This is a genomic window from Pontibacter litorisediminis, from assembly GCF_029360645.1.
In the GTDB taxonomy this organism is placed as follows: domain Bacteria; phylum Bacteroidota; class Bacteroidia; order Cytophagales; family Hymenobacteraceae; genus Pontibacter; species Pontibacter litorisediminis.
In genome coordinates this window covers 141,091-159,166 of record NZ_JARDUA010000004.1, presented here as the reverse complement: position 1 = coordinate 159,166, position 18,076 = coordinate 141,091, and the positions used below count along the sequence as shown (strand labels likewise).

Here is an 18,076-nt window from a genome sequence, read left to right as displayed (position 1 = left end):
CGTTATTTTAACCGTTTGGCGTAGTAAAGGCTGCTCAGAAAGGAGGGAGCCAGCAAGCGGAGCGAATGATTCGCCTCGTAGGTGTGCCCTTTTAAGAAGTCTCTCCGGTTAAAGGAAGCTTTCGTGGATTGCCACCTTTCCGGGGTATAGCCGGGGCTGCTGATGTGCACTGTGATCTTGTTTGCCACAGGGTCCTCCGCAACTTGCAGGTTTAGAGTATAGGTGGCCGACACCTTTTTTTCCTTGGCCTTGAAGTTAGGGTGATAGTTGAAGCGCATCCCTTGTTTCAGCTTGCTGCCGGCATTCCGCTCCTGCATCAGCACAATCGAGTTATTCATCAGTTTAGTGATGTACTCCCTGTGCCGCTTTTTAAAGCTCTTCGGAAAGCGAATGCTGTCGATAGAGAAGCTGGGCATGTCCGGCTCACTTACATTCAGAGGCTCCAGCAACTCCTGTACCCGCATCACCTTGGCAAAAGGCCCTGCCACCAGGCTGTCGGAGTAAAACTGCTGCCCATGGCTCAGGAAAGAACGCTCCGGCGAATAAAGCTTTAGCTCGTTGTAGATGTCGTGCTGCACCTGGCCTTTTATTTTCCCGATCCCGCTGTTGGGCCTCAGGTACAGCTGGTAGTACAGCCCCGGCCGGTCATCCACCTCCAGTTCCTCCAGAGAGGCAACCAAGGTATGGTTATACTTGTGGTGGCGTTTTTTGGCAACCGTATCAATCCGAAAGGTCTGCTTCTCCGTCTCCAGGGCCTTTATCTTCTGCAGAAACCAGCTGTTCACCCGCCCGAACTGTTCGTCATACTTTTCACCGGCCTTGTTCGTAAACTCGACTCTGTCTATCGTTACCGGCCTGTTGCAGAGATCTTTTGCGCAGGAGCATAGGAGGCCACTAAGGAGCACGAGCGCGATGTAAGACGGCTTTTTCATGTAAGTTTGCTTTTAAAGGAGACAGAAGTATAAACTAAACTTATCGTTAATAAACTAAATATTTAGTTATAAAGCAAGCAGATATTATACTTTGATTTTCAGGCTACAGTTGCTTACCCCCCACAGCTGATGAATGCAGGCGCAGCGGCCTTTTGGAGCAGCACCCGCTGTGCAGCAGGCGACAAGCCGAGGCTGCCGATTACCTTTTCCAGCCCTTTTCTGCTGACGTAGCCATACAGGCAGGCGTTTGCCCTTGCTGCAGCCGTGGAGCTGATGCGGTCATTGAAGTCTGGGTACATCTCCTCAAACTCCACCCACAGCGCTGGCTGCCGCTGCAGCTTATACTTTTGGTGGCGCGCCTCGGCCAGGTAAAAATCTTTGTACGGGCCTATCTCCGTAAACACGTTTTGCCCGGCCCTTGCCTCCAGCTGCTCCTTTGCCTGGTGTGCCTGCCTCTCCTGGTCGGGGCTGTGGTAAAACATGGCGGAGGCATACTGCCGCTTCCAGGGCGTGCGGGTGGGGGTGTGGCTGGAGAAGAACACCTGCAGCAGGTGCTCATAACTAACTATAGCGGGGTCATACTCCAGCTGCACGCTTTCGATGTGGTCTGCCAGTTGCCAGTAGGATGGATTGTCCGTGTTGCCGCTCGCGTAGCCTACCCTCGTGCTAATCACCCCGTTTATACTTCCGAAAAGCGCATCGGGGCGCCAGAAACAGCCCATCGCAAGGGTGGCTGTCTCTGTTCTTTCGGGTACTTGTGCATCAAGCGCTGGAAGGGCCATATATTTTATACTTTATTTCTCTTTTCTGGACAGGCCACAGGCAAAGATCAGCCACAGGTGCACGCTCTTTCGCAAAACCCCGTTAACTTAGTCTGCCGTAAGCCTTGGTACAAATGCGCACCTACTTTAAGAAACGTTACAACAGCTTTAAGTTTGCCTTCCGGGGGATAAACGCCGCCGTGCGCTCGGAGCCGCACATGCGCCTGCACATCCTGTCGGCACTGGGCGTGGTGGGGCTGGGGCTGGCCTTGGGTGTCACTAAAACAGAGTGGTGCCTGCTCGTGGGGAGCATGGGCCTGGTGATAACGGCAGAGATTCTGAACACGGCCATCGAGACCGTGGTGAACCTGGTGTCCCCGGAGTTCCATCAGCTGGCCGGGAAAGCCAAGGACCTGGCCGCGGGCGCCGTGCTGGTAGCCGCCATGGCAGCGGCCGTTATCGGCACCATCATCTTCCTGCCGTACCTGCTCGCGCTTGCCGAAGTATACTTTTAGGCGCGCATCCGTAAGTATAAGTTACCCTTTCCGCCGCATTTCATGCACAAACCAATGTCGCGACATACGATCCTTCAGCAAAAATGAATAACTTGCGCCGCCTATGAGAAAAAACCGACACAGCCTGCTGGCCAGAGTCAGCGTATGGGTTGCGGCACTTGCCGTGGCCATCACTGTCACGGCCTGCTCACCTGGCAGCAGCTCAACAGCCGCGGCGGCCACGCAGGAAAACCCTTCCTGGCTTACCAAGCTGATCGGGGAGCTGAAGCTGGAGGAGCCATCTAACCCGCCGGCCAAGATCTACCGCTACACGTACCTGGGGCAGGAGGTATACTACCTCACCGGCCGCTGCTGCGATGTGCCGGGCCAGCTGTTCGACGCCCAGGGAAACATACTTTGTGAGCCCGACGGCGGCATAACAGGGAGGGGAGACGGCCGTTGCCCCGACTTTTTTGAGCAGCGCCACAACGAGACTTTAGTTTGGGAAGATAATAGAGAAAGTTAACAATCATGACCGGAAACGACGTACTGAAAAACCTATCAGAGTATAATATCTGGGCAAACAAGACGATGCTGGATGTATTCAGCAGCCTGCCTGAGGTGCCCGCCAACGCAGCCCGCCTGTTCAGCCACGCCCTGAACGCCCAGGCCATTTGGATCGCCCGCATCACTGGCACTGAGAGCCCTGTTAAAGTATGGCAGGAGCACACGCTGGAAGAACTGAAGAAACTGCACGAGTATGCATCTTATAAAATCGCTGAACTGGTAGCTGACTCAGACGAAGCCGAGTTCAACCGCCTGATCGACTACACCAACAGCCAGGGCCACAAGTACAGCACCCGCGTGCTAGACATCCTGACGCACGCCTTTAACCACGCCACGTACCACCGCGCCCAGGTTGCCACCGACCTGCGCAAGAACGGCCACACCCCTCCCAACACCGACTACGTGACCTACGTGCGCGAGCTGATGGGGCAGGTCTATTAGGTATTTGACGAAGGACTTTTAGACAAAGGACAAAAGAACAAGTATAAATGCTCCCTCCGGGGAGAGTTCGAGGGTGGGTAAACCCACCTTCCCTAAAACAAAGAAAAGGAGCTTCCCGAATAGAGAAGCTCCTTTTCTTTTGTCCTTTGTTAAATGGTCTTTTGTCCGGGATACTACTCCTGCGGCAGCACTACCACGCCCAAATCCTTGATCTGGTCCTGCGACACGCTCACGTTTTCGACGGTTTTGTTGTGCTCACCATACTCTGTGATGAACTCCACTCTGTAAGTGCCGGCTGGCACACCTTTGATCAGGAAGTCGCCGTTGTCGCTTGCATAACCGCCTATGGTATCGTTGGCAGCAGAGATGACGTAAATGGCCGGCTTGTACTCTGCCGGAGTTACTGTTCCCTTGATACCACCGGCAATGGCCTGCGTGATGGTACGGATCACCGGTTTCAGGTTATAGCCCCCGTTGCCTTTCGGCACCACTGATCTGGCTGCGTCGAAGTCGAGCAGCACCATGTAAGTCACGTCGTCCTCCAGGTGGGCATCAAGCTGCAGCTTTAGGCCAGAAGTCTGGCCGCTTGGCGTTTTCAGGTTTATCACCTCACCGTTCTTCAGCTTCACCGTGTTGTTATCGCCCAACACAAGCCTGATTTGGGAGATGTGGCCCACCGGCAGCTCCGCGCTGGCCAGCAAGGTATCCCTGCCGTTGGCAAAGTCCAGCAGGTTGTAAACGCCCGGGTTGATTTCGTCCAGCGTTACCCAGCCATCCTCTGTATCACCTTCTTCCCGGTGTATCTGCACCGACTTAATCTCCACGTTTACCTCTTCATAGTCGCCGGGGGCATCGGTCATGCGCACCTCCATGCGGGCAGTGCCCGTGCCGTTGTCGTCGTTGCTGTCGCATGAGCTGAATCCTATCAACCCGCTCAGCAGTAAAGGGAGAAAAAACTTCTTTTTCATCATTTTGAATTGCATTGGTTTAAAACACTATGCTGTCAGGAAAGCTCCTTTTACATCCTTGAACGGAGGAAAGTTGCACTTTAATATATAGCATTTAAAAAATAAAATCCAGCAGAAGCATCTTCTTCTGCTGGATTTATGCTAAAACGCTGATTTCCCAGCGGTTTTATACTTTAAAAAACTTGCTACTGATTCTTGGTGGTATCCGCGGGTGTGGTCGTCTTCGGCTTGGTGATCTGCTTCAGGAAGCCTCCCACCTTATCGGTGGCCTGCTTCTGTATCTGCTGCTCCGCCTCCCGGCGTTTCTTCTCCAGTTCCTCCTGGGCTTTGCGCTCTAACTCCTGCTTGCGGCGGTCTACCTCGGCGTTTACGCTATCCTGCAGTTGCTGCTTGCGCGCATCGGCCTGCTGCTTCACCACGTTCAGTTTCTCCTGCACCACATTCTCTACCACTTCGGCAGCCTTCTCTTTTACAGAACCTCCCGCCAGCGCTACCTTAGGGTCCTTAAAGGTGCCGCCTACGCTCAGGTTCAGCGTCACGCGCTCCGTGTTCACCAGGTTTTGGTTGGCTCCCAGTATGCCCGACAGCTTGGAGCCGAGCTGTTGCCCCACTTTGCCAGTTGGCACGTTCAGGGCAGTGGTAAAGTCCATGTTGCCACTTGCGGCGGTGCTTCCGCCCACCGACATGTTAATGTCCCCGATGTTCAGGTTAAACGGCTTCACCACCAGCTTGCCATCCACAATCTGGGCATCGATCATCTTGTTCTCGATCACAAAGTTTTGCAGCTCCTTTAAGTTGGTTAGGTTGCTGATCTTCTCCACCACCGGCACATCACGCACGGCGGCACGCAGCACTTTTATCACGCCCGTGCCGTCCAGCGTCTGGAAAACCGGTACCATATCCTGGCCAAGCTCACCGGCAAAGGCGAAGTTGGTGCTGAACTTCCCATCCAGCAGCGCCGCGATAGGGGCAAAGGCCTGCACTGTGTTAAAGGAGCTAAAGGCTTCCTTGAAGCCCAGGTTCTGGATGTCCAGCTTCATGTCGAACAACGGCTTCTGCAGGTTCTGCGTGCTGTAGCTGCCGCTGGTGGCAAAGGTGCCGCCCAGGGTGTTGAAGGTTACTTTGTTCAGCCTCGCCACCTGGTCCTTCACCTGCACCTGCCCGCTCACATTGTTCAGCTTCAGGTTAGAGTACAGCACCTGCCTGGCGTCTATGTTCAGCGCCAGGTCGAGGTTGGCCGGCACCTCTACCACACCCTCCGTAGATGCATCGGCAGGGGCCCCATCATCATCCACCATCCACTCGTTCACATCGAAATTATTAGAGTTGATGTTGAAGCTACCGCGCAGCGGCTGGTCATCGGCCAGGGCATAGCCAATATAATTCGACACCGTGCCGCTTGCCTGGAAATCGCTTTTGCCCAGGTGGCCGCTCATGTTCTGCAGGTTCACGCGCTCGTTATTGAACGTGGCGTTGGCCTTGGCGATCTTGATGCCCTGCGGCATATCGGTGCTCACATAGCTCAGGTTATTGATGGCCATGGTGCCGTTTGCCGTCACGTTGTTATACTTCTCGGCCTCGATGTCGCTTAGCTTTCCTTTGGCAGCCACATCGGCGGTAATACGGCCAGACACCGTCATGCCCTCCTGCGGGAAGATTTTCGTCAGCTTCGTCAGGTCCAGTATTCCTTTGATGCGCCCGTCGAAGGCCGGTTTGTCTATACCTGTAATGAGCATGCGCCCTTCCAGCGGCTCGCCGTCTAGGTTCATGTTGAAGCGCTCGATGTTGATGCGGGTGTCGTCGGTGTTGCCGGTAGTGTTGCGCACGTTCGTCACCATGTTCAGGTGCTGGATCGGCGCCGGGAAATCTTTGGACTTGATATAGCCGTTGGTCAGGTTCAGGTCAGCATCGATCACGGGCATACTGGTTTCAGAGTAAGTGCCCTTGGCATCGGCGTCCACCTTCAGCAGGCCGCGCAGGGTCATGCCCTCCACCGGGTATACTTTGGTCAGCTCAGCCAGGTCCACGTTTGCCTTCACGTTGCCGTCCACCTGCATCGTCTCTAAGCCGTTTATCACTACGCGGGCGTCAATCGGGTTCTTGCCCAGGTCCATATGGAACTGGCGGATGTTGATGTTGGTGTTCTGCGGCGTGCCATCCTTGCTGGCCACGCTCATGTCTACGTTGATGTTGCGGGCGGCCTCCGGCAGGTCCGGATACTTAAAGAAGCCCTCCATCACCTTCAAATCCACGCCATAGCCCGGCATCAGCGTGTCGATCATACGGCCCTTGAAATAGCCGTCAAAGCTCAGCTTGCCTTCTGTTTTGATATTCTCGAACTCCTCGCTGTACATGCCCGGCACCACCGACAGCACATTGCGGAAGTCTGTCTCGGTCGCGCTAAAGGTCAGGTCAAAGTCAATGGCCTCGTCCGGCATCAAGATAGTGCCATCAAACTTGAACGGGAACTCATTGATGCGGATGTTATTGTCTTTAAATGTATACAGCGACTGGTTCAGGTCCATGGCCATGGTCACGTCGGCGTTCAGGCGGGCGTTCTCCAGGTAATTGGCACCGTCGTACGTCATCACAAAGCGCTCGGCAGTGGTCTTTGACTCCATATCGAATACATCCTTCTCAAAATCGCCGCTGCCGCTGTGCTGCACGTTATAGGCCGCAAAGCCAAACGGAATGCTCAGGTCGTCGTAGAAAATGGTGCCGTTGTTTACCTGCCAGCCTTTTATGGCCATGTTAAAGTCGGAGGCGGTGGTATCGGTCTCTGCGGCGGCGGTGGTGTCTTCCTTCATGATATCCCAGTTGGCTTTGCCGCTCTTGAGCACCAGCAGGCGTATCACCGGCTCTTCCAGGGTGATGGAGTTCACCTTCAGCTCATCCCCGAAAACGCTGAACAGGTTCAGCCCCATCCGGAAGGAGGGGATGCGGGCCAGGGTGTCGGTGGCGAAGGAGTCTACGCCTACCACGGTGAGGTTCTCCACGCCCAGCGAGAGGTTCGGGAAATCGCGCAGCAGCGACAAACTCACATCGTCTGTCTCGTATAACACCTGCGCGTCTATGTTTTCTGCGATCTGCTGGTCTAGTGCAAGTTTAATCTTGTCCTTGAAGATAACCGGCACCAGCACCGCCGCAGCGAGCAGCAGGGCCAGAAAGATAAAAAAGCCAATGGCTACTTTTTTCATGAGTCGTAGTAGTTTTGGTAGTTTACGGATGTAAAAGCTAAGCTATAGATTTTATAGCTAAAATCGTGCTGTTTTTATACTTTGGTTCTAGGCCTACGCTTGTAACTTAATTAAACAGCATCTTAAAGCATAAATTGTAACGAATGGGCACTGGTTTAAAAAAGATAATGCTGCTGTGCATCGCCTGCCTGTGCGCCGCCCTTGCCATGGCCCAGGATGTGCAGCACACGCAGCAGTATGCCAACCGCCTGTACCTGAACCCGGCCTTTGCCGGACTAGACCACAGCTGGGGCGTGGGGCTCTCGCACCGCAAGCAGTGGCCCTCGCTCAACGGCTCCTTTATCACCAACTCCCTCTCCGCCGACCTGCGCCTGCCTGATTCGAAAAGTGCAATCAGCCTGCTGCTGCAGCAGGACCGTGCCGGCGTGGGCGGCCTAAAGAAACTGCAGGCCGGGCTGGGCTATGCCTACCACACCAACATCAGCGACAGCTGGGCCATGTCGGCGGGCCTGCAGGCAAGTATAGCCCGCCTCAACCTGGACTTCGACAACCTGGTGTTTGGAGACCAGCTCTCAGACAACGGCATGGTAGCCGTGAGGTCGGCAGAGGTAAACGAGTTCAACCCAAACACTTATATCGACTTCACCGTGGGCGGCCTGCTTTACTCCGATCAGTTTTGGGCCGGGCTTACCGCTGCGCACCTGAACCAGCCAACCTATAACCTGAACCAGGAAACTGAGCTGCCGCTGCGCTTTACGGCCATCGCAGGGTATAAATTTTACGCCCGCTCCTACGAAGAGCAAGGACAGTTTTTTGAGCTTAGCTTTACGCCCACCGCCACCTTCATACATCAGCAAAGTTCTAAAAAATTAGATTTGGGCCTGTATACTAAATACACACCCCTGACGTTTGGGATAATATATAAAGGAGTACCAGTGGTTGGGGGAACTAACCAAGACCAATCCTTGTCCCTATTGGCAGGCCTGCAGCTGAGGCAGTTTAGGGTTGGGTTTAGCCATGATGTGGGGCTGCAGGGAATAAGCAGGGAAATGGGCGGCACGAACGAGGTTTCGCTTGTTTTGGAACGGGTAGACTTTAACAATTTGTTTAGAAGCCGCTTGAGCAGCAAAATTAACAGAAGCATTGTTTGTCCGGCATTCTAATATTATTTATAATTGCACATTAATCTACGTTACAAGAACCTTATCTTAATTAGGTACTATTTTATGAAGTTAATCAAGTATTTATCGGCTGCGGTTGTGGGAGGCATGCTGCTTACTGCCTGTGGTAAGGGTGGCCAGCCTACCAGCACAGACCCAGGCGCTTACAGCTCTGCCACTGGCGCTGAATACGGCGAAGATGAAGATGCTTTTGATGTTGCCGATTATGCGGAGTTCCCGCAGGGCCCGGGCCTGATCTTTATCGAGGGTGGCCGTACGGTGCTTGGCTCAATGGAGGAGGATATTGCCATGACGCGCGACAACGTGGAGCGCACCGTGACGGTGGCCTCTTTTTATATGGATGAAACAGAGGTGGCCAACATCCACTGGCTGGAGTACCTGCACGACCTGAAGCGCGACTCGCTGCCGGAAGTATACCAGGCTGCCCTGCCAGATACAACTGTTTGGTCGCAGCAACTGTCTTTCAACGACCCTTACGTGACGTATTACCTGCGTTACCCAGGTTTCCGCTTCTTCCCGGTAGTGGGTGTGAGCTGGCTGCAGGCTAATGACTTCGCTGTATGGCGTACCAACAAGGTGAACCAGATTCTTGCCCAGCAGGCTAGCGGCGGTGGCAAAAGAAGAGGCTTGTTTGGCCGCGGAGGCGGTGAGGAAGCCACTGAAGGAGAGAAGCCTTCTATCGAATCTGGCTACGTGTTGCCGAACTACCGTCTCCCAACGGAGGCTGAGTGGGAGTACGCAGCCCAGGCCATGATCGGCACGCAGTATACTGAAGACGAGAACCAGAACAACCGCCGTCTCTACCCTTGGGATGGCCACCAGGTGCGTAACCCGTATGGCAAGCAAATGGGTAAGTTCATGGCTAACTTCAAGCGTGGCCGCGGTGACTACGCCGGTATCGCAGGTTCCCTGAACGATGGTGCCATGATCACTGATTACATCTACGCTTATCCTCCGAACGATTTCGGTCTGTACAACATGGCCGGTAACGTGAACGAGTGGGTGCAGGATGTGTACCGCCCGCTTTCTTTCCAGGATGTGGAAGACCTGAACCCGTTCCGTCGTGACGGCTTCCTGGACGAGGCAACCAATTACGACTCTAGCGAAGGATACCACTCGCTGGTGAGCGATGAGGTTCGTGTGTACAAAGGCGGTTCCTGGAAAGACGTGGCTTACTGGCTGTCTCCTGGCACGCGCCGCTTCATGGCCCAGGATTCCTCAACAGCTACCATCGGTTTCCGTTGCGCCATGATTAACGCCGGATCTAACAAGTAAGAAAAATATCCATCTCATATAAAAAGCCCGGGCTAACGTTCGGGCTTTTTACTTTTATACTTCCTTCATACATGAGCGAGAAACAACAAGGCCACAAAATCATCTTCCGCTTTCACAGCGAGCTCTTTAACAAGGAACTGGTAGAAACCCTGTGGGCGCAGGAGGTAGACGCAAAGCAGGGCCTTTACAAAATTGACAGCATCCCATACTACGTGCCGCTCATTGCCACTGATGATGTGGTGCGCGCCGAGTTTGATGCTATGGAGGAGGGCTTGCTGTACAAGGAGACCGTAACACCATCCGGCAACTCCACCATACAGGTCATCCGCCAGAATGAGGAGACGCCGCTGCTGGAGATACGGAAGAAGTTTGCCCAGCTAGGATGCGTGTCGGTGGAGGTGAATGAGGACTTCTTTGTGCTGGAAGTGCCCCTGAACATCAACTACGCTGTGGTAAAAGAACTGCTGGACGACCTGGAGGCAGCAGAGGAAATAGAGTATGCCGAGCCTTCCTTGTCGGACGTGCACCGCGAGCAGACGAGCAGCTAACTGCGGCCTTCACTGCTTTACCTTACCCTGTTACAGAGGCAAGGGCAGAGAATCATCAAAAGGATTCCCTGCCCTTGCTGCATAATTTGATCATACTCCCTATTCTTTCTCGATTGCTGGCACCAAGCCTAACACCTCGCTGGTATAAGACCGCACACGGTCCAGCAGTTCCGGATTCTCTGCCAAAGATTGTCCGTAAGACGGGATCATCTCCTTAAGTTTCGCCTGCCACTCCTCGGTGTTGATGCGGTGCATGAAGCAGCGCTCCAGCAGCCCCAGCATGATAGACACGGCCGTGGAGGCTCCCGGCGAGGCCCCGAGCAAGGCCGCCAGGGTACAGTTTGCCCCGCTCACTACCTCTGTTCCGAACTCCAGCACACCGCCCTTATCCGGGTCTTTTTTGATGATCTGCACCCGTTGGCCGGCTACTTCCAATTTCCAATCCTCTGATTTTGCGTTCGGAAAGTAGTCTTTCAGCGCCTCTACCCGGTCCAGTGGGGACTGCCGCACCTGGTCGATCAGGTACTTGGTGAGCGCCATGTTCTGTATACCGGCCGACAGCATGGGGCGCAGGTTTGTGGGCTTGATGGATTTGGGCAGATCCAGGAAGGAGCCTTTCTTCAGGAACTTCGTGGAGAAACCGGCGTATGGCCCGAAAAGCAACTCGCGCTTTCCGTTAATGTAGCGTGTATCCAAATGGGGCACCGACATAGGCGGCGAGCCAACGGCAGCCTTGCCATATACCTTAGCCTCATGCTGCTCTATCACCTCGCGGTTAATGCAGCGCAGCCACTGTCCGCTCACCGGAAAGCCTCCGTAGCCTTTGCCCTCCGGTATCTTGGATTTCTCCAGCAGCGGCAGTGCCCCGCCGCCGGCACCAATAAACACATAGCGGGTATACACCTTGCGTTTATCGCCTGTTTGCAAGTCCTTCACCGTAATGCGCCAACGGCCATCGTCTGTTTGCTTCAGCTTCCGCACCTCATGCCCGAAGTGCATCTTCACGCCCCTCTTTTTCTGCAGGTGGTCGAACATGCTGCGGGTAAGCGCCCCGAAGTTCACGTCTGTGCCCAGGTCCATGCGGGTAGCCGCCACAGGTTCCGCGCTGTCACGGCCTTCCATCACCAGCGGTATCCACTCCTTTAGCTGCTCCCGGTCTTCAGAGTATAGCATGTCGTCGAACAGGTGGCACTTCACCATGGTCTCGTAGCGCTTCCGCAGGAAATTGACATTGTCGTTGCCCCACACAAAGCTGATGTGGGGGATGTTCCGGATAAAGGAAGTAGGCAGTTCAATGATGTCGTGTTTGATAAGGTAGGCCCAGAACTGCTTCGAGATCTCGAACGACTCAGCTATCTTGGTCGCCTTGGACACATCTATGGAACCATCGGGTTTCTCGGGTGTATAGTTCAGCTCGCAGAAGGCCGAGTGGCCGGTGCCGGCATTGTTCCAGGCATCGGAGCTTTCGGCAGCGGCCACGTCCAGCCGCTCGATTACTTCTACCTGCAGGTTTGGCTGCAGCTCTTTCAGCATCATGCCCAGCGTGGCACTCATAATCCCAGCGCCGATCAGCACTACATCCGTCTCTTTGTTAGCCGCAGCGTCTTTGTTCTCTCTCATAGTCAAATTTCTTTTTTTTGTTTACAGCCAAGCAGGCGGCAAAAGCGCGTAATCTGACTACGAAAAAAATCTGCTGAGGGTGAAGATCTTCTGAAACTGCCCTTGAGGATGGCTGCCAGGCACCGTGTTTTAAGCTGCCGCAATGGTGGCCACGCTTACCTCTGCGGCGCCGGCCGCCAGCAAAGCCCGGGTGCAGGCCTCCAGCGTGGCGCCTGTCGTCAGCACATCATCCACCAGCAGCACATGCTTGCCCTGCACCTGCTCCGGCCTGGCCACCTCAAATACCTGCCCCACGTTATGCCAGCGGTCGAGGCGGCTCTTGCGTGTTTGGGTGCTGGTATGGATGGTGCGTATCATTACCCAGACGCTGATCGGCACCCCCATACTTTGGGAGAGGCCCTGGGCAAAACTTTCGGCTTGGTTATAGCCGCGGCGGCGCAGCTTATACTTGTGCAGCGGCACCGGCACAATCACATCGAACTGGCTGCTGTATTGGCAGTCGGAGAGGAGGGAGCCGTAGCGCTGCCCCAGGTGCTCGCCCAGCTCTTTGGCCCCTTTATACTTGAGCTGGTGCAACAGCCGCTGCACCCGCCCCTTCGGCATAAAGTATAAATAGGAGAAAGCAAACCGTACCGGCACCTTGCCCCAGAACCTGCGCTGCAGCGGGTTCAGCTCTGTGGCCCCGTGCACATGGAAATCGGTGTAAGGCAGCCTTACGCTGCAAGGGGTGCAGATATACGTCTCGCCGCGCGCCAGGGAGCCGCCACAGGCATAGCAGCTTTCCGGGAACAGCAGGCTCAGCAGGTCTTCGAACATTTGCAGGCAAGTGTGGTTTAAGGTATTCTGATGATTTTGCCGTAACTTTATACTTAGACTACATAAACAGTCATCCTAATCAAGAATAACCTAACAATGAGCTTAGTAGAAGAATTCAACGACTACCGCACGCGCATGAATGAGCGCATTATGTCTTACGACAATAAAGTGATCAAGCGTTTCTTTAACCTGGACACCAACACTTACATGGAGGGTGCCCTGGACGTAAAAACAAAGGAGATGCTGGGGCTGGTGGCCTCTATGGTGTTGCGCTGCGACGACTGCATCAAGTACCATGTGGGCAAGTGCTACGAAGAAGGCGTAACCGACGAGCAGTTTATGGAGGTATCCTCAATTGCCAATCTGGTGGGCGGCTCCATCGTGATCCCGCACTTCCGCCGCGCCGTGGAGTACTGGGAGGAGCTGAAAGCAAGAGGCTCTGCCGAATAATCTGTTAAATAGCTATAGGATTGAATTGCTGATTCAGAAGCTACAGGTTTATACTTCGTGCGGATCAACGATTTAACTATTAATAATTAGCTTATGTACGATAGCGAAAACCTGGAACACAACTGGACGCAGCTGCGGGCTGATCTGATGAAGCGCTTCGGCAAGAAACCGGACATGAACGCCATTCTGTTCCTCATCGGCATTCAGGAACTGGGCATGGGCGTCCGGGAGTTTACCAAAGAGGAGAAGCAGGACCTGATGCACATTGCCACCTGCCGCGTCTTCGCTCAGTCGGGCTACTACGAGTTCACGGGCCGCGACGAAGAAGGCTGGCCGCATTTCAAAGCCGTCAAGTCTATCCCTTTTGCGAACCTCAAAGAGCAGGAGAAAATGCTGAAATGGCACGTGATCGAGTACTTTAACCGTGCCGACGAGATCCGAACACCAAATTCTTAACACATAACCCCCAGCGGGTAGAGCGGCACACGAGGCTATTTTCCTATGTCGAAGCACAGTATCCTGAAGTTTATACTTGTTTCCTCCCTCTTTTTCCTGACGAAAGACGCAGGCAAGAAGTAGGGGCCGCACTACCTGCCACCCTTTTTTCACCCATGAGAATCATTACCTATAACGTGAACGGCATCCGTGCCGCCCTTACCAAAGGCTTCGATACCTGGCTGAAGGCCGCTAACCCGGACGTGCTTTGCCTGCAGGAAATAAAGGCCGATGAATCTAAATTCGACAAAGTGTTGTTTGAGGATATGGGCTACCATGTGTACCTGCACCCGGCGGCGAAGAAAGGCTACAGTGGCGTGGCCATCCTATCCAAGGAGAAGCCGCAGCACGTAGAAGTGGGTTGCGGCATGGATTGCTATGATATGGAGGGCCGCGTTTTGCGCGCAGACTACGGCGATGTGTCGGTGATGAGCGTATACATGCCTTCGGGCTCCAGCGGCGAGGAGCGCCAGAAGTTCAAGTTTCAGTGGATGGATGACTTTCATGGCTACGTGGGCGATTTGAAGCAGACGCTGCCGGGGCTGGTGGTGAGCGGCGACTACAACATCTGCCACAAAGCCATTGACATCCACAACCCAAAATCTAACGCCAACAGCTCAGGTTTTTTGCCGGAGGAGCGCGAGTGGATGGGCAAACTGGTGGGCAGCGGCTTTATCGACACGTTCCGACACTTTAACCAGGAGCCGCATAACTATACCTGGTGGAGTTACCGGGCCGGCGCACGCAACAAAAATCTGGGGTGGCGTATTGATTATAACATGGCCACCGAAAGCCTGCGCAGCCGCCTGAAGCGCTCCGCCATACTTACCGAGGCCAAGCACTCGGACCACTGCCCGGTGCTGCTGGAGTTAGAGTAGGGGAGGTATACTAAAGAGCGCTGTTGCTCAGTTATACTTCAGGCAAGAGAATTATTTTACATCCTGTAGCATAATGCTTTAAGCTTGTTTGCTTAACTTACAACTGTAGCCGCCATGCCTTAACCTTGTAACAGCCATACATGAAACATACCGATGCACTAGATCAGTTGCTGCATCAATTGCAGGAGTTCAAGCAGAAATTCTACCTCAACATGCTGTTGCGGGGCGGGATTTTCGCGGTTGGGCTCCTGCTTTCTGTTTATATCGTGTACAGCCTGCTGGAATATATGTTCTACTTCCCGGAGTATGTGCGGGCTTTCCTGCTGTTCTCTTTTGTGGCGGCGGTGGTGTATGTGTTTGTGCGTTGGATTGCCTTGCCGGCGGCTGCACTGATAAGGCTGCGGCGGGTGCTATCGGATGAGCAGGCGGCGCAGCAGGTGGGTGCCTATTTTCCTGAGATCCGCGACAAGCTTTTAAATGCCATCCAACTGCAGCAGCAGGACCGGAGCAATGAGCTCATCCGGGCAAGTATCGCCCAGCGCAGCCAGCAGATGCTCTCCTTTAAATTTAATGAGGCTGTTTCGTACCGCGAGAACAAGCCGCTGCTGAAGTACATTGCCCTGCCTGCCTTGGTGGCTTTCCTGATCTTGCTGCTGTATCCTGCCATCTTTGTGCAGGGCACGGAGCGTATCATCAACTTTAAAACACACTATACCCCGCAGGCCCCTTTTGATTTTGTGGTGCAGAACGAGGAACTGCGGACCTACCGCGGCGAGGACTTTACTTTGATCGTTGCTGTGCAGGGCAAGACGGTGCCCGGCGAAGTATATATCAACTACAACGGGCGCCGTCAGAAACTGAGCCAGAACGCTGACGGCAGCTATACCTATACATTTAAGCAGCTGCAGCGCCCAGTGGCCTTCCAGTTGGAAGGCTCCGGATTCTTCTCCGGCAGTTATACTTTAAATTTGCTCGCGCGGCCCAACCTGAAAGACTTCCGGATGCTGGTGCAGTACCCCAAGTACCTCCAGCGAAAGCCAGAGGAGATCCAGAACACAGGTAACGCCACCGTGCCGGAGGGCACCACGGTTACCTGGAACTTCTCCACCTCCGAAACAGACAGTGTAAAACTTGCCTTTGAGGAGCCAGAGGAAAGTCTCACCGCGCAGAAAGACGGCAACACCTTTGCCGCCAGCAAGGATTTTACCCAAAGCCAGAACTACAGCATCCTTCTTCGCAACGGGCACAGCGCCAACAAAGAGCTTATCAGCTACCAGATCACCACTATTCCGGACCGAAACCCGCAGATCAGTCTGGATCAATACCAGGATACGGCACTCTATTCTTTTATGGTGCTGGGCGGTGACGTCTCGGATGATTACGGACTGACTCGCCTGGCGCTGCTGTACCGCGTCACCAACGACAAAACTCCGCAGGCCAAGTACAAGAGCCAGGCACTGCCGCTCAACAAGCAGCAGCTTAGCCAAACCTACTTTTACCAATGGAACACCGCCGCCCTGAACCTGCAGCCTGGCGACAAGCTGGAGTACTTTGTGCAGGTATGGGACAACGACGGCATCCGCGGGCCCAAGAGTGCCCGCACCCGCACCTTCGAGCTGCGGCTACCAAGCAAGCGTGAGCTGCAGAAAGAACTGGACAGCAATTCGCAGTCGGTGGCCAGCCAGATGAGCAAGACGCTGGAGCGCGCCAACCAGTTGGAGCGCGAGCTCTCCAAATCTGAGGAAAAGCTGAAGACGAAGCGCGACCTGAACTGGCAGGACAAGAAACAGCTCGAGGACCTTGCCGCGAAGAAAAAGCAGCTGGAGCAGGACATCAACTCCATGAAAGAACTGTTTGAGGAGCTCAACAAAAAGCAAAACATGCTGAACGAGCCCAACAAGCAGCTAGCCGAGAAGGCGCAGGAGCTGCAGAAGCTCATGAATGACCTGCTCGACCCGGAGACTAAAAAGCTGTACGAAGAGCTGGAGAAGCTCCTGCAGCAACAGCAGCCCAGAGACCAGGACCTGCAACAACTGCTGAGCAAGCTCGATAACCGCGAGAAGAACCTGGAGCGTGAGCTGGAGCGTGCGCTGGAGCTTTTCAAGCAGCTGCAGTTTGAGCAGAAACTCGACAATATCGCTAACAAGCTGGAGGAGATGGGGGAGAAGGAAGAGCAACTGGCCCAGAAAACGGAGCAAAAGCAGGAAAGCAACCAGCAACTGCAGGAACAGCAGAAAGACTTGCAGCAGGAGTTTGAGGACGTAAAGGAGCAGCTGAAAGAGCTCAAGGACCTCAATGACAAACTAGACAACCCAAACCCGCTGAACGAAGAGCAACAGCAGCAGAACCAGCAGGGCATAGAGCAGCAGATGGAGCAGAGCCAGGAGCAGCTCCAGAAGAACCAGAACAAAAAGGCCAGCGAATCGCAGCAGAAGGCGGGGCAGCAGATGAAAAAGATGGCCCAGCAGATGGAGGAGATGAAGAGCAGCATGAGCATGTCCGGAATGCAGCAAAACCTCGACAACCTTCGCGACATTCTCGAGAACCTGATCACGCTGTCCTTTGACCAGGAGGAGCTGATGAAGCAGTTTCGCACCGTAAACCAGAGCGACCCCCGCTTTGTGGAGCTGTCGCAGCGGCAGTTGAGCCTCCGTGACAACGCCCAGGTGATAGAGGACAGCTTGTTTGCCCTGGCCAAAAAAGTATTTCAGATCGAGTCGTTCGTGACCCGCGAGGTGGCCGCCATGAACCAGAGCATGGACAACAGCATGCAGGAGCTCCGTGACCGCAACCTGGGCAAGGCCACCGGGCAGCAGCAACTGGCCATGACAAGTATGAACAACCTTGCCCTGATGCTCAATGATGCCCTGAAGCAGATGCAGCAGGCGATGCAGCAAATGCAGGGCGGCATGGCCGGAAAGCAAAAAGGCAATAAGCCCATGCCCGGTAACATGGGGGAGTTACAGCAGCAATTGAACAAAAAAATCGAAGATCTGAAAAAAGGAGGCAAGTCAGGCAAGGCACTATCTGAAGAATTAGCTAAATTAGCTGCGGAGCAGGAGGCGCTGCGTAATGCCTTGAAAGAACTTGAGAAACAGGGCGCAAAACCTGGCGAAAAGGGGCAGAACGGCAACCTGGGAAATATTAGCAAGTTGATGGAACAAAGCGAAACTGATCTCGTTAATAAACGTTTGACTGAGCAAACCATTCAGCGGCAGCGCGAAATCCTGACTCGTTTGCTGGAGGCAGAGAAGTCTGCGAGGGAGCGGGAATTGGACAATAAACGCGAGGCAAAGACAGCACAGGACATGGCTCGCCGGGTTCCCCCATCTTTCGAGAAGTATTTAAAGGCAAAAGAGAAACAGACAGAGCTACTGAAAACCATACCTCCTGCGCTTTCACCTTACTACAAGCAGAAGGTTAATGAGTATTTCAATAACATAAGTAAATAAC

At 54.1% G+C, this 18,076-nt stretch carries 16 protein-coding genes; 10 read left to right on the top strand and 6 right to left on the bottom strand.

Annotated features, from left to right (window positions below):
* Positions 1-2 precede the first annotated feature (2 nt).
* Together PXG97_RS14150 and msrA are read right to left on the bottom strand one after the other, a co-directional pair.
* The gene (locus PXG97_RS14150) at positions 3-932 is read right to left on the bottom strand and encodes a hypothetical protein (protein ID WP_276498418.1); all 930 of its coding nucleotides are present in this window, start codon (positions 930-932) and stop codon (positions 3-5) included.
* Positions 933-1,045: 113 nt separating this feature from the next.
* Positions 1,046-1,714, bottom strand: coding sequence for a peptide-methionine (S)-S-oxide reductase MsrA (gene msrA / locus PXG97_RS14145; protein WP_276498417.1), 669 nt, complete (start codon positions 1,712-1,714; stop codon positions 1,046-1,048).
* Positions 1,715-1,827: 113 nt separating this feature from the next.
* Between msrA and PXG97_RS14140 the strand changes: the two genes are divergently transcribed.
* The 3 genes from PXG97_RS14140 (at position 1,828) to PXG97_RS14130 (ending at position 3,195) form a co-directional block, all read left to right on the top strand.
* Positions 1,828-2,208 carry a diacylglycerol kinase gene (locus tag PXG97_RS14140; RefSeq protein WP_276498416.1) on the top strand — a complete coding sequence of 127 codons (381 nt, stop codon included), beginning with the start codon at positions 1,828-1,830 and terminating at the stop codon, positions 2,206-2,208.
* Positions 2,209-2,311: 103 nt separating this feature from the next.
* A complete protein-coding gene (locus tag PXG97_RS14135) occupies positions 2,312-2,713 on the top strand; it encodes a DUF6970 domain-containing protein (RefSeq protein ID WP_276498415.1) in 402 nt (133 codons plus the stop codon).
* A gap of 5 nt (positions 2,714-2,718) precedes the next feature.
* The gene (locus PXG97_RS14130; RefSeq protein ID WP_276498413.1) at positions 2,719-3,195 is read left to right on the top strand and encodes a DinB family protein; all 477 of its coding nucleotides are present in this window, start codon (positions 2,719-2,721) and stop codon (positions 3,193-3,195) included.
* A gap of 173 nt (positions 3,196-3,368) precedes the next feature.
* Here PXG97_RS14130 and PXG97_RS14125 read toward each other — a convergent pair whose 3' ends face one another.
* Complete coding sequence (locus tag PXG97_RS14125) at positions 3,369-4,166, bottom strand: DUF4382 domain-containing protein (protein ID WP_276498412.1); 798 nt, start codon at positions 4,164-4,166, stop codon at positions 3,369-3,371.
* Positions 4,167-4,348: 182 nt separating this feature from the next.
* Positions 4,349-7,360 carry an AsmA family protein gene (locus tag PXG97_RS14120; RefSeq protein WP_276498411.1) on the bottom strand — a complete coding sequence of 1,004 codons (3,012 nt, stop codon included), beginning with the start codon at positions 7,358-7,360 and terminating at the stop codon, positions 4,349-4,351.
* 143 nt (positions 7,361-7,503) lie between these two features.
* Here PXG97_RS14120 and PXG97_RS14115 point away from each other — a divergent pair, with 143 nt between their 5' ends.
* The 3 genes from PXG97_RS14115 to PXG97_RS14105 all read left to right on the top strand — a co-directional run bounded on the left by PXG97_RS14115 (position 7,504) and on the right by PXG97_RS14105 (position 10,364).
* A complete protein-coding gene (locus PXG97_RS14115) occupies positions 7,504-8,523 on the top strand; it encodes a PorP/SprF family type IX secretion system membrane protein (RefSeq protein ID WP_276498410.1) in 1,020 nt (339 codons plus the stop codon).
* Between the two features lie 63 nt (positions 8,524-8,586).
* Positions 8,587-9,816 carry a gliding motility lipoprotein GldJ gene (gene gldJ, locus PXG97_RS14110; RefSeq protein WP_276498409.1) on the top strand — a complete coding sequence of 410 codons (1,230 nt, stop codon included), beginning with the start codon at positions 8,587-8,589 and terminating at the stop codon, positions 9,814-9,816.
* Between the two features lie 71 nt (positions 9,817-9,887).
* Positions 9,888-10,364: a DUF4265 domain-containing protein gene (locus PXG97_RS14105; protein WP_276498408.1), complete on the top strand. Its 477-nt coding sequence runs from the start codon at positions 9,888-9,890 to the stop codon at positions 10,362-10,364.
* Between the two features lie 99 nt (positions 10,365-10,463).
* On the opposite strand, the gene PXG97_RS14100 is transcribed toward PXG97_RS14105, so the two are convergent.
* Both PXG97_RS14100 and PXG97_RS14095 read right to left on the bottom strand, forming a co-directional pair.
* Positions 10,464-11,984 (bottom strand): malate:quinone oxidoreductase, encoded by a 1,521-nt coding sequence (locus PXG97_RS14100; RefSeq protein ID WP_276498407.1) that lies wholly within the window; start codon positions 11,982-11,984, stop codon positions 10,464-10,466.
* Positions 11,985-12,113: 129 nt separating this feature from the next.
* Entirely contained in the window at positions 12,114-12,800 is a 687-nt protein-coding gene (locus tag PXG97_RS14095) for a ComF family protein (protein WP_276498406.1), read from the bottom strand.
* Between the two features lie 96 nt (positions 12,801-12,896).
* Here PXG97_RS14095 and PXG97_RS14090 point away from each other — a divergent pair, with 96 nt between their 5' ends.
* The 4 genes from PXG97_RS14090 (at position 12,897) to PXG97_RS14075 (ending at position 18,075) form a co-directional block, all read left to right on the top strand.
* Positions 12,897-13,250 (top strand): carboxymuconolactone decarboxylase family protein, encoded by a 354-nt coding sequence (locus PXG97_RS14090; RefSeq protein WP_276498404.1) that lies wholly within the window; start codon positions 12,897-12,899, stop codon positions 13,248-13,250.
* A gap of 93 nt (positions 13,251-13,343) precedes the next feature.
* Positions 13,344-13,706 carry a hypothetical protein gene (locus tag PXG97_RS14085; RefSeq protein WP_276498403.1) on the top strand — a complete coding sequence of 121 codons (363 nt, stop codon included), beginning with the start codon at positions 13,344-13,346 and terminating at the stop codon, positions 13,704-13,706.
* 155 nt (positions 13,707-13,861) lie between these two features.
* Positions 13,862-14,623: an exodeoxyribonuclease III gene (locus tag PXG97_RS14080; RefSeq protein ID WP_276498402.1), complete on the top strand. Its 762-nt coding sequence runs from the start codon at positions 13,862-13,864 to the stop codon at positions 14,621-14,623.
* A gap of 140 nt (positions 14,624-14,763) precedes the next feature.
* Positions 14,764-18,075 carry a DUF4175 family protein gene (locus PXG97_RS14075; protein WP_276498401.1) on the top strand — a complete coding sequence of 1,104 codons (3,312 nt, stop codon included), beginning with the start codon at positions 14,764-14,766 and terminating at the stop codon, positions 18,073-18,075.
* Position 18,076: the final 1 nt, after the last annotated feature.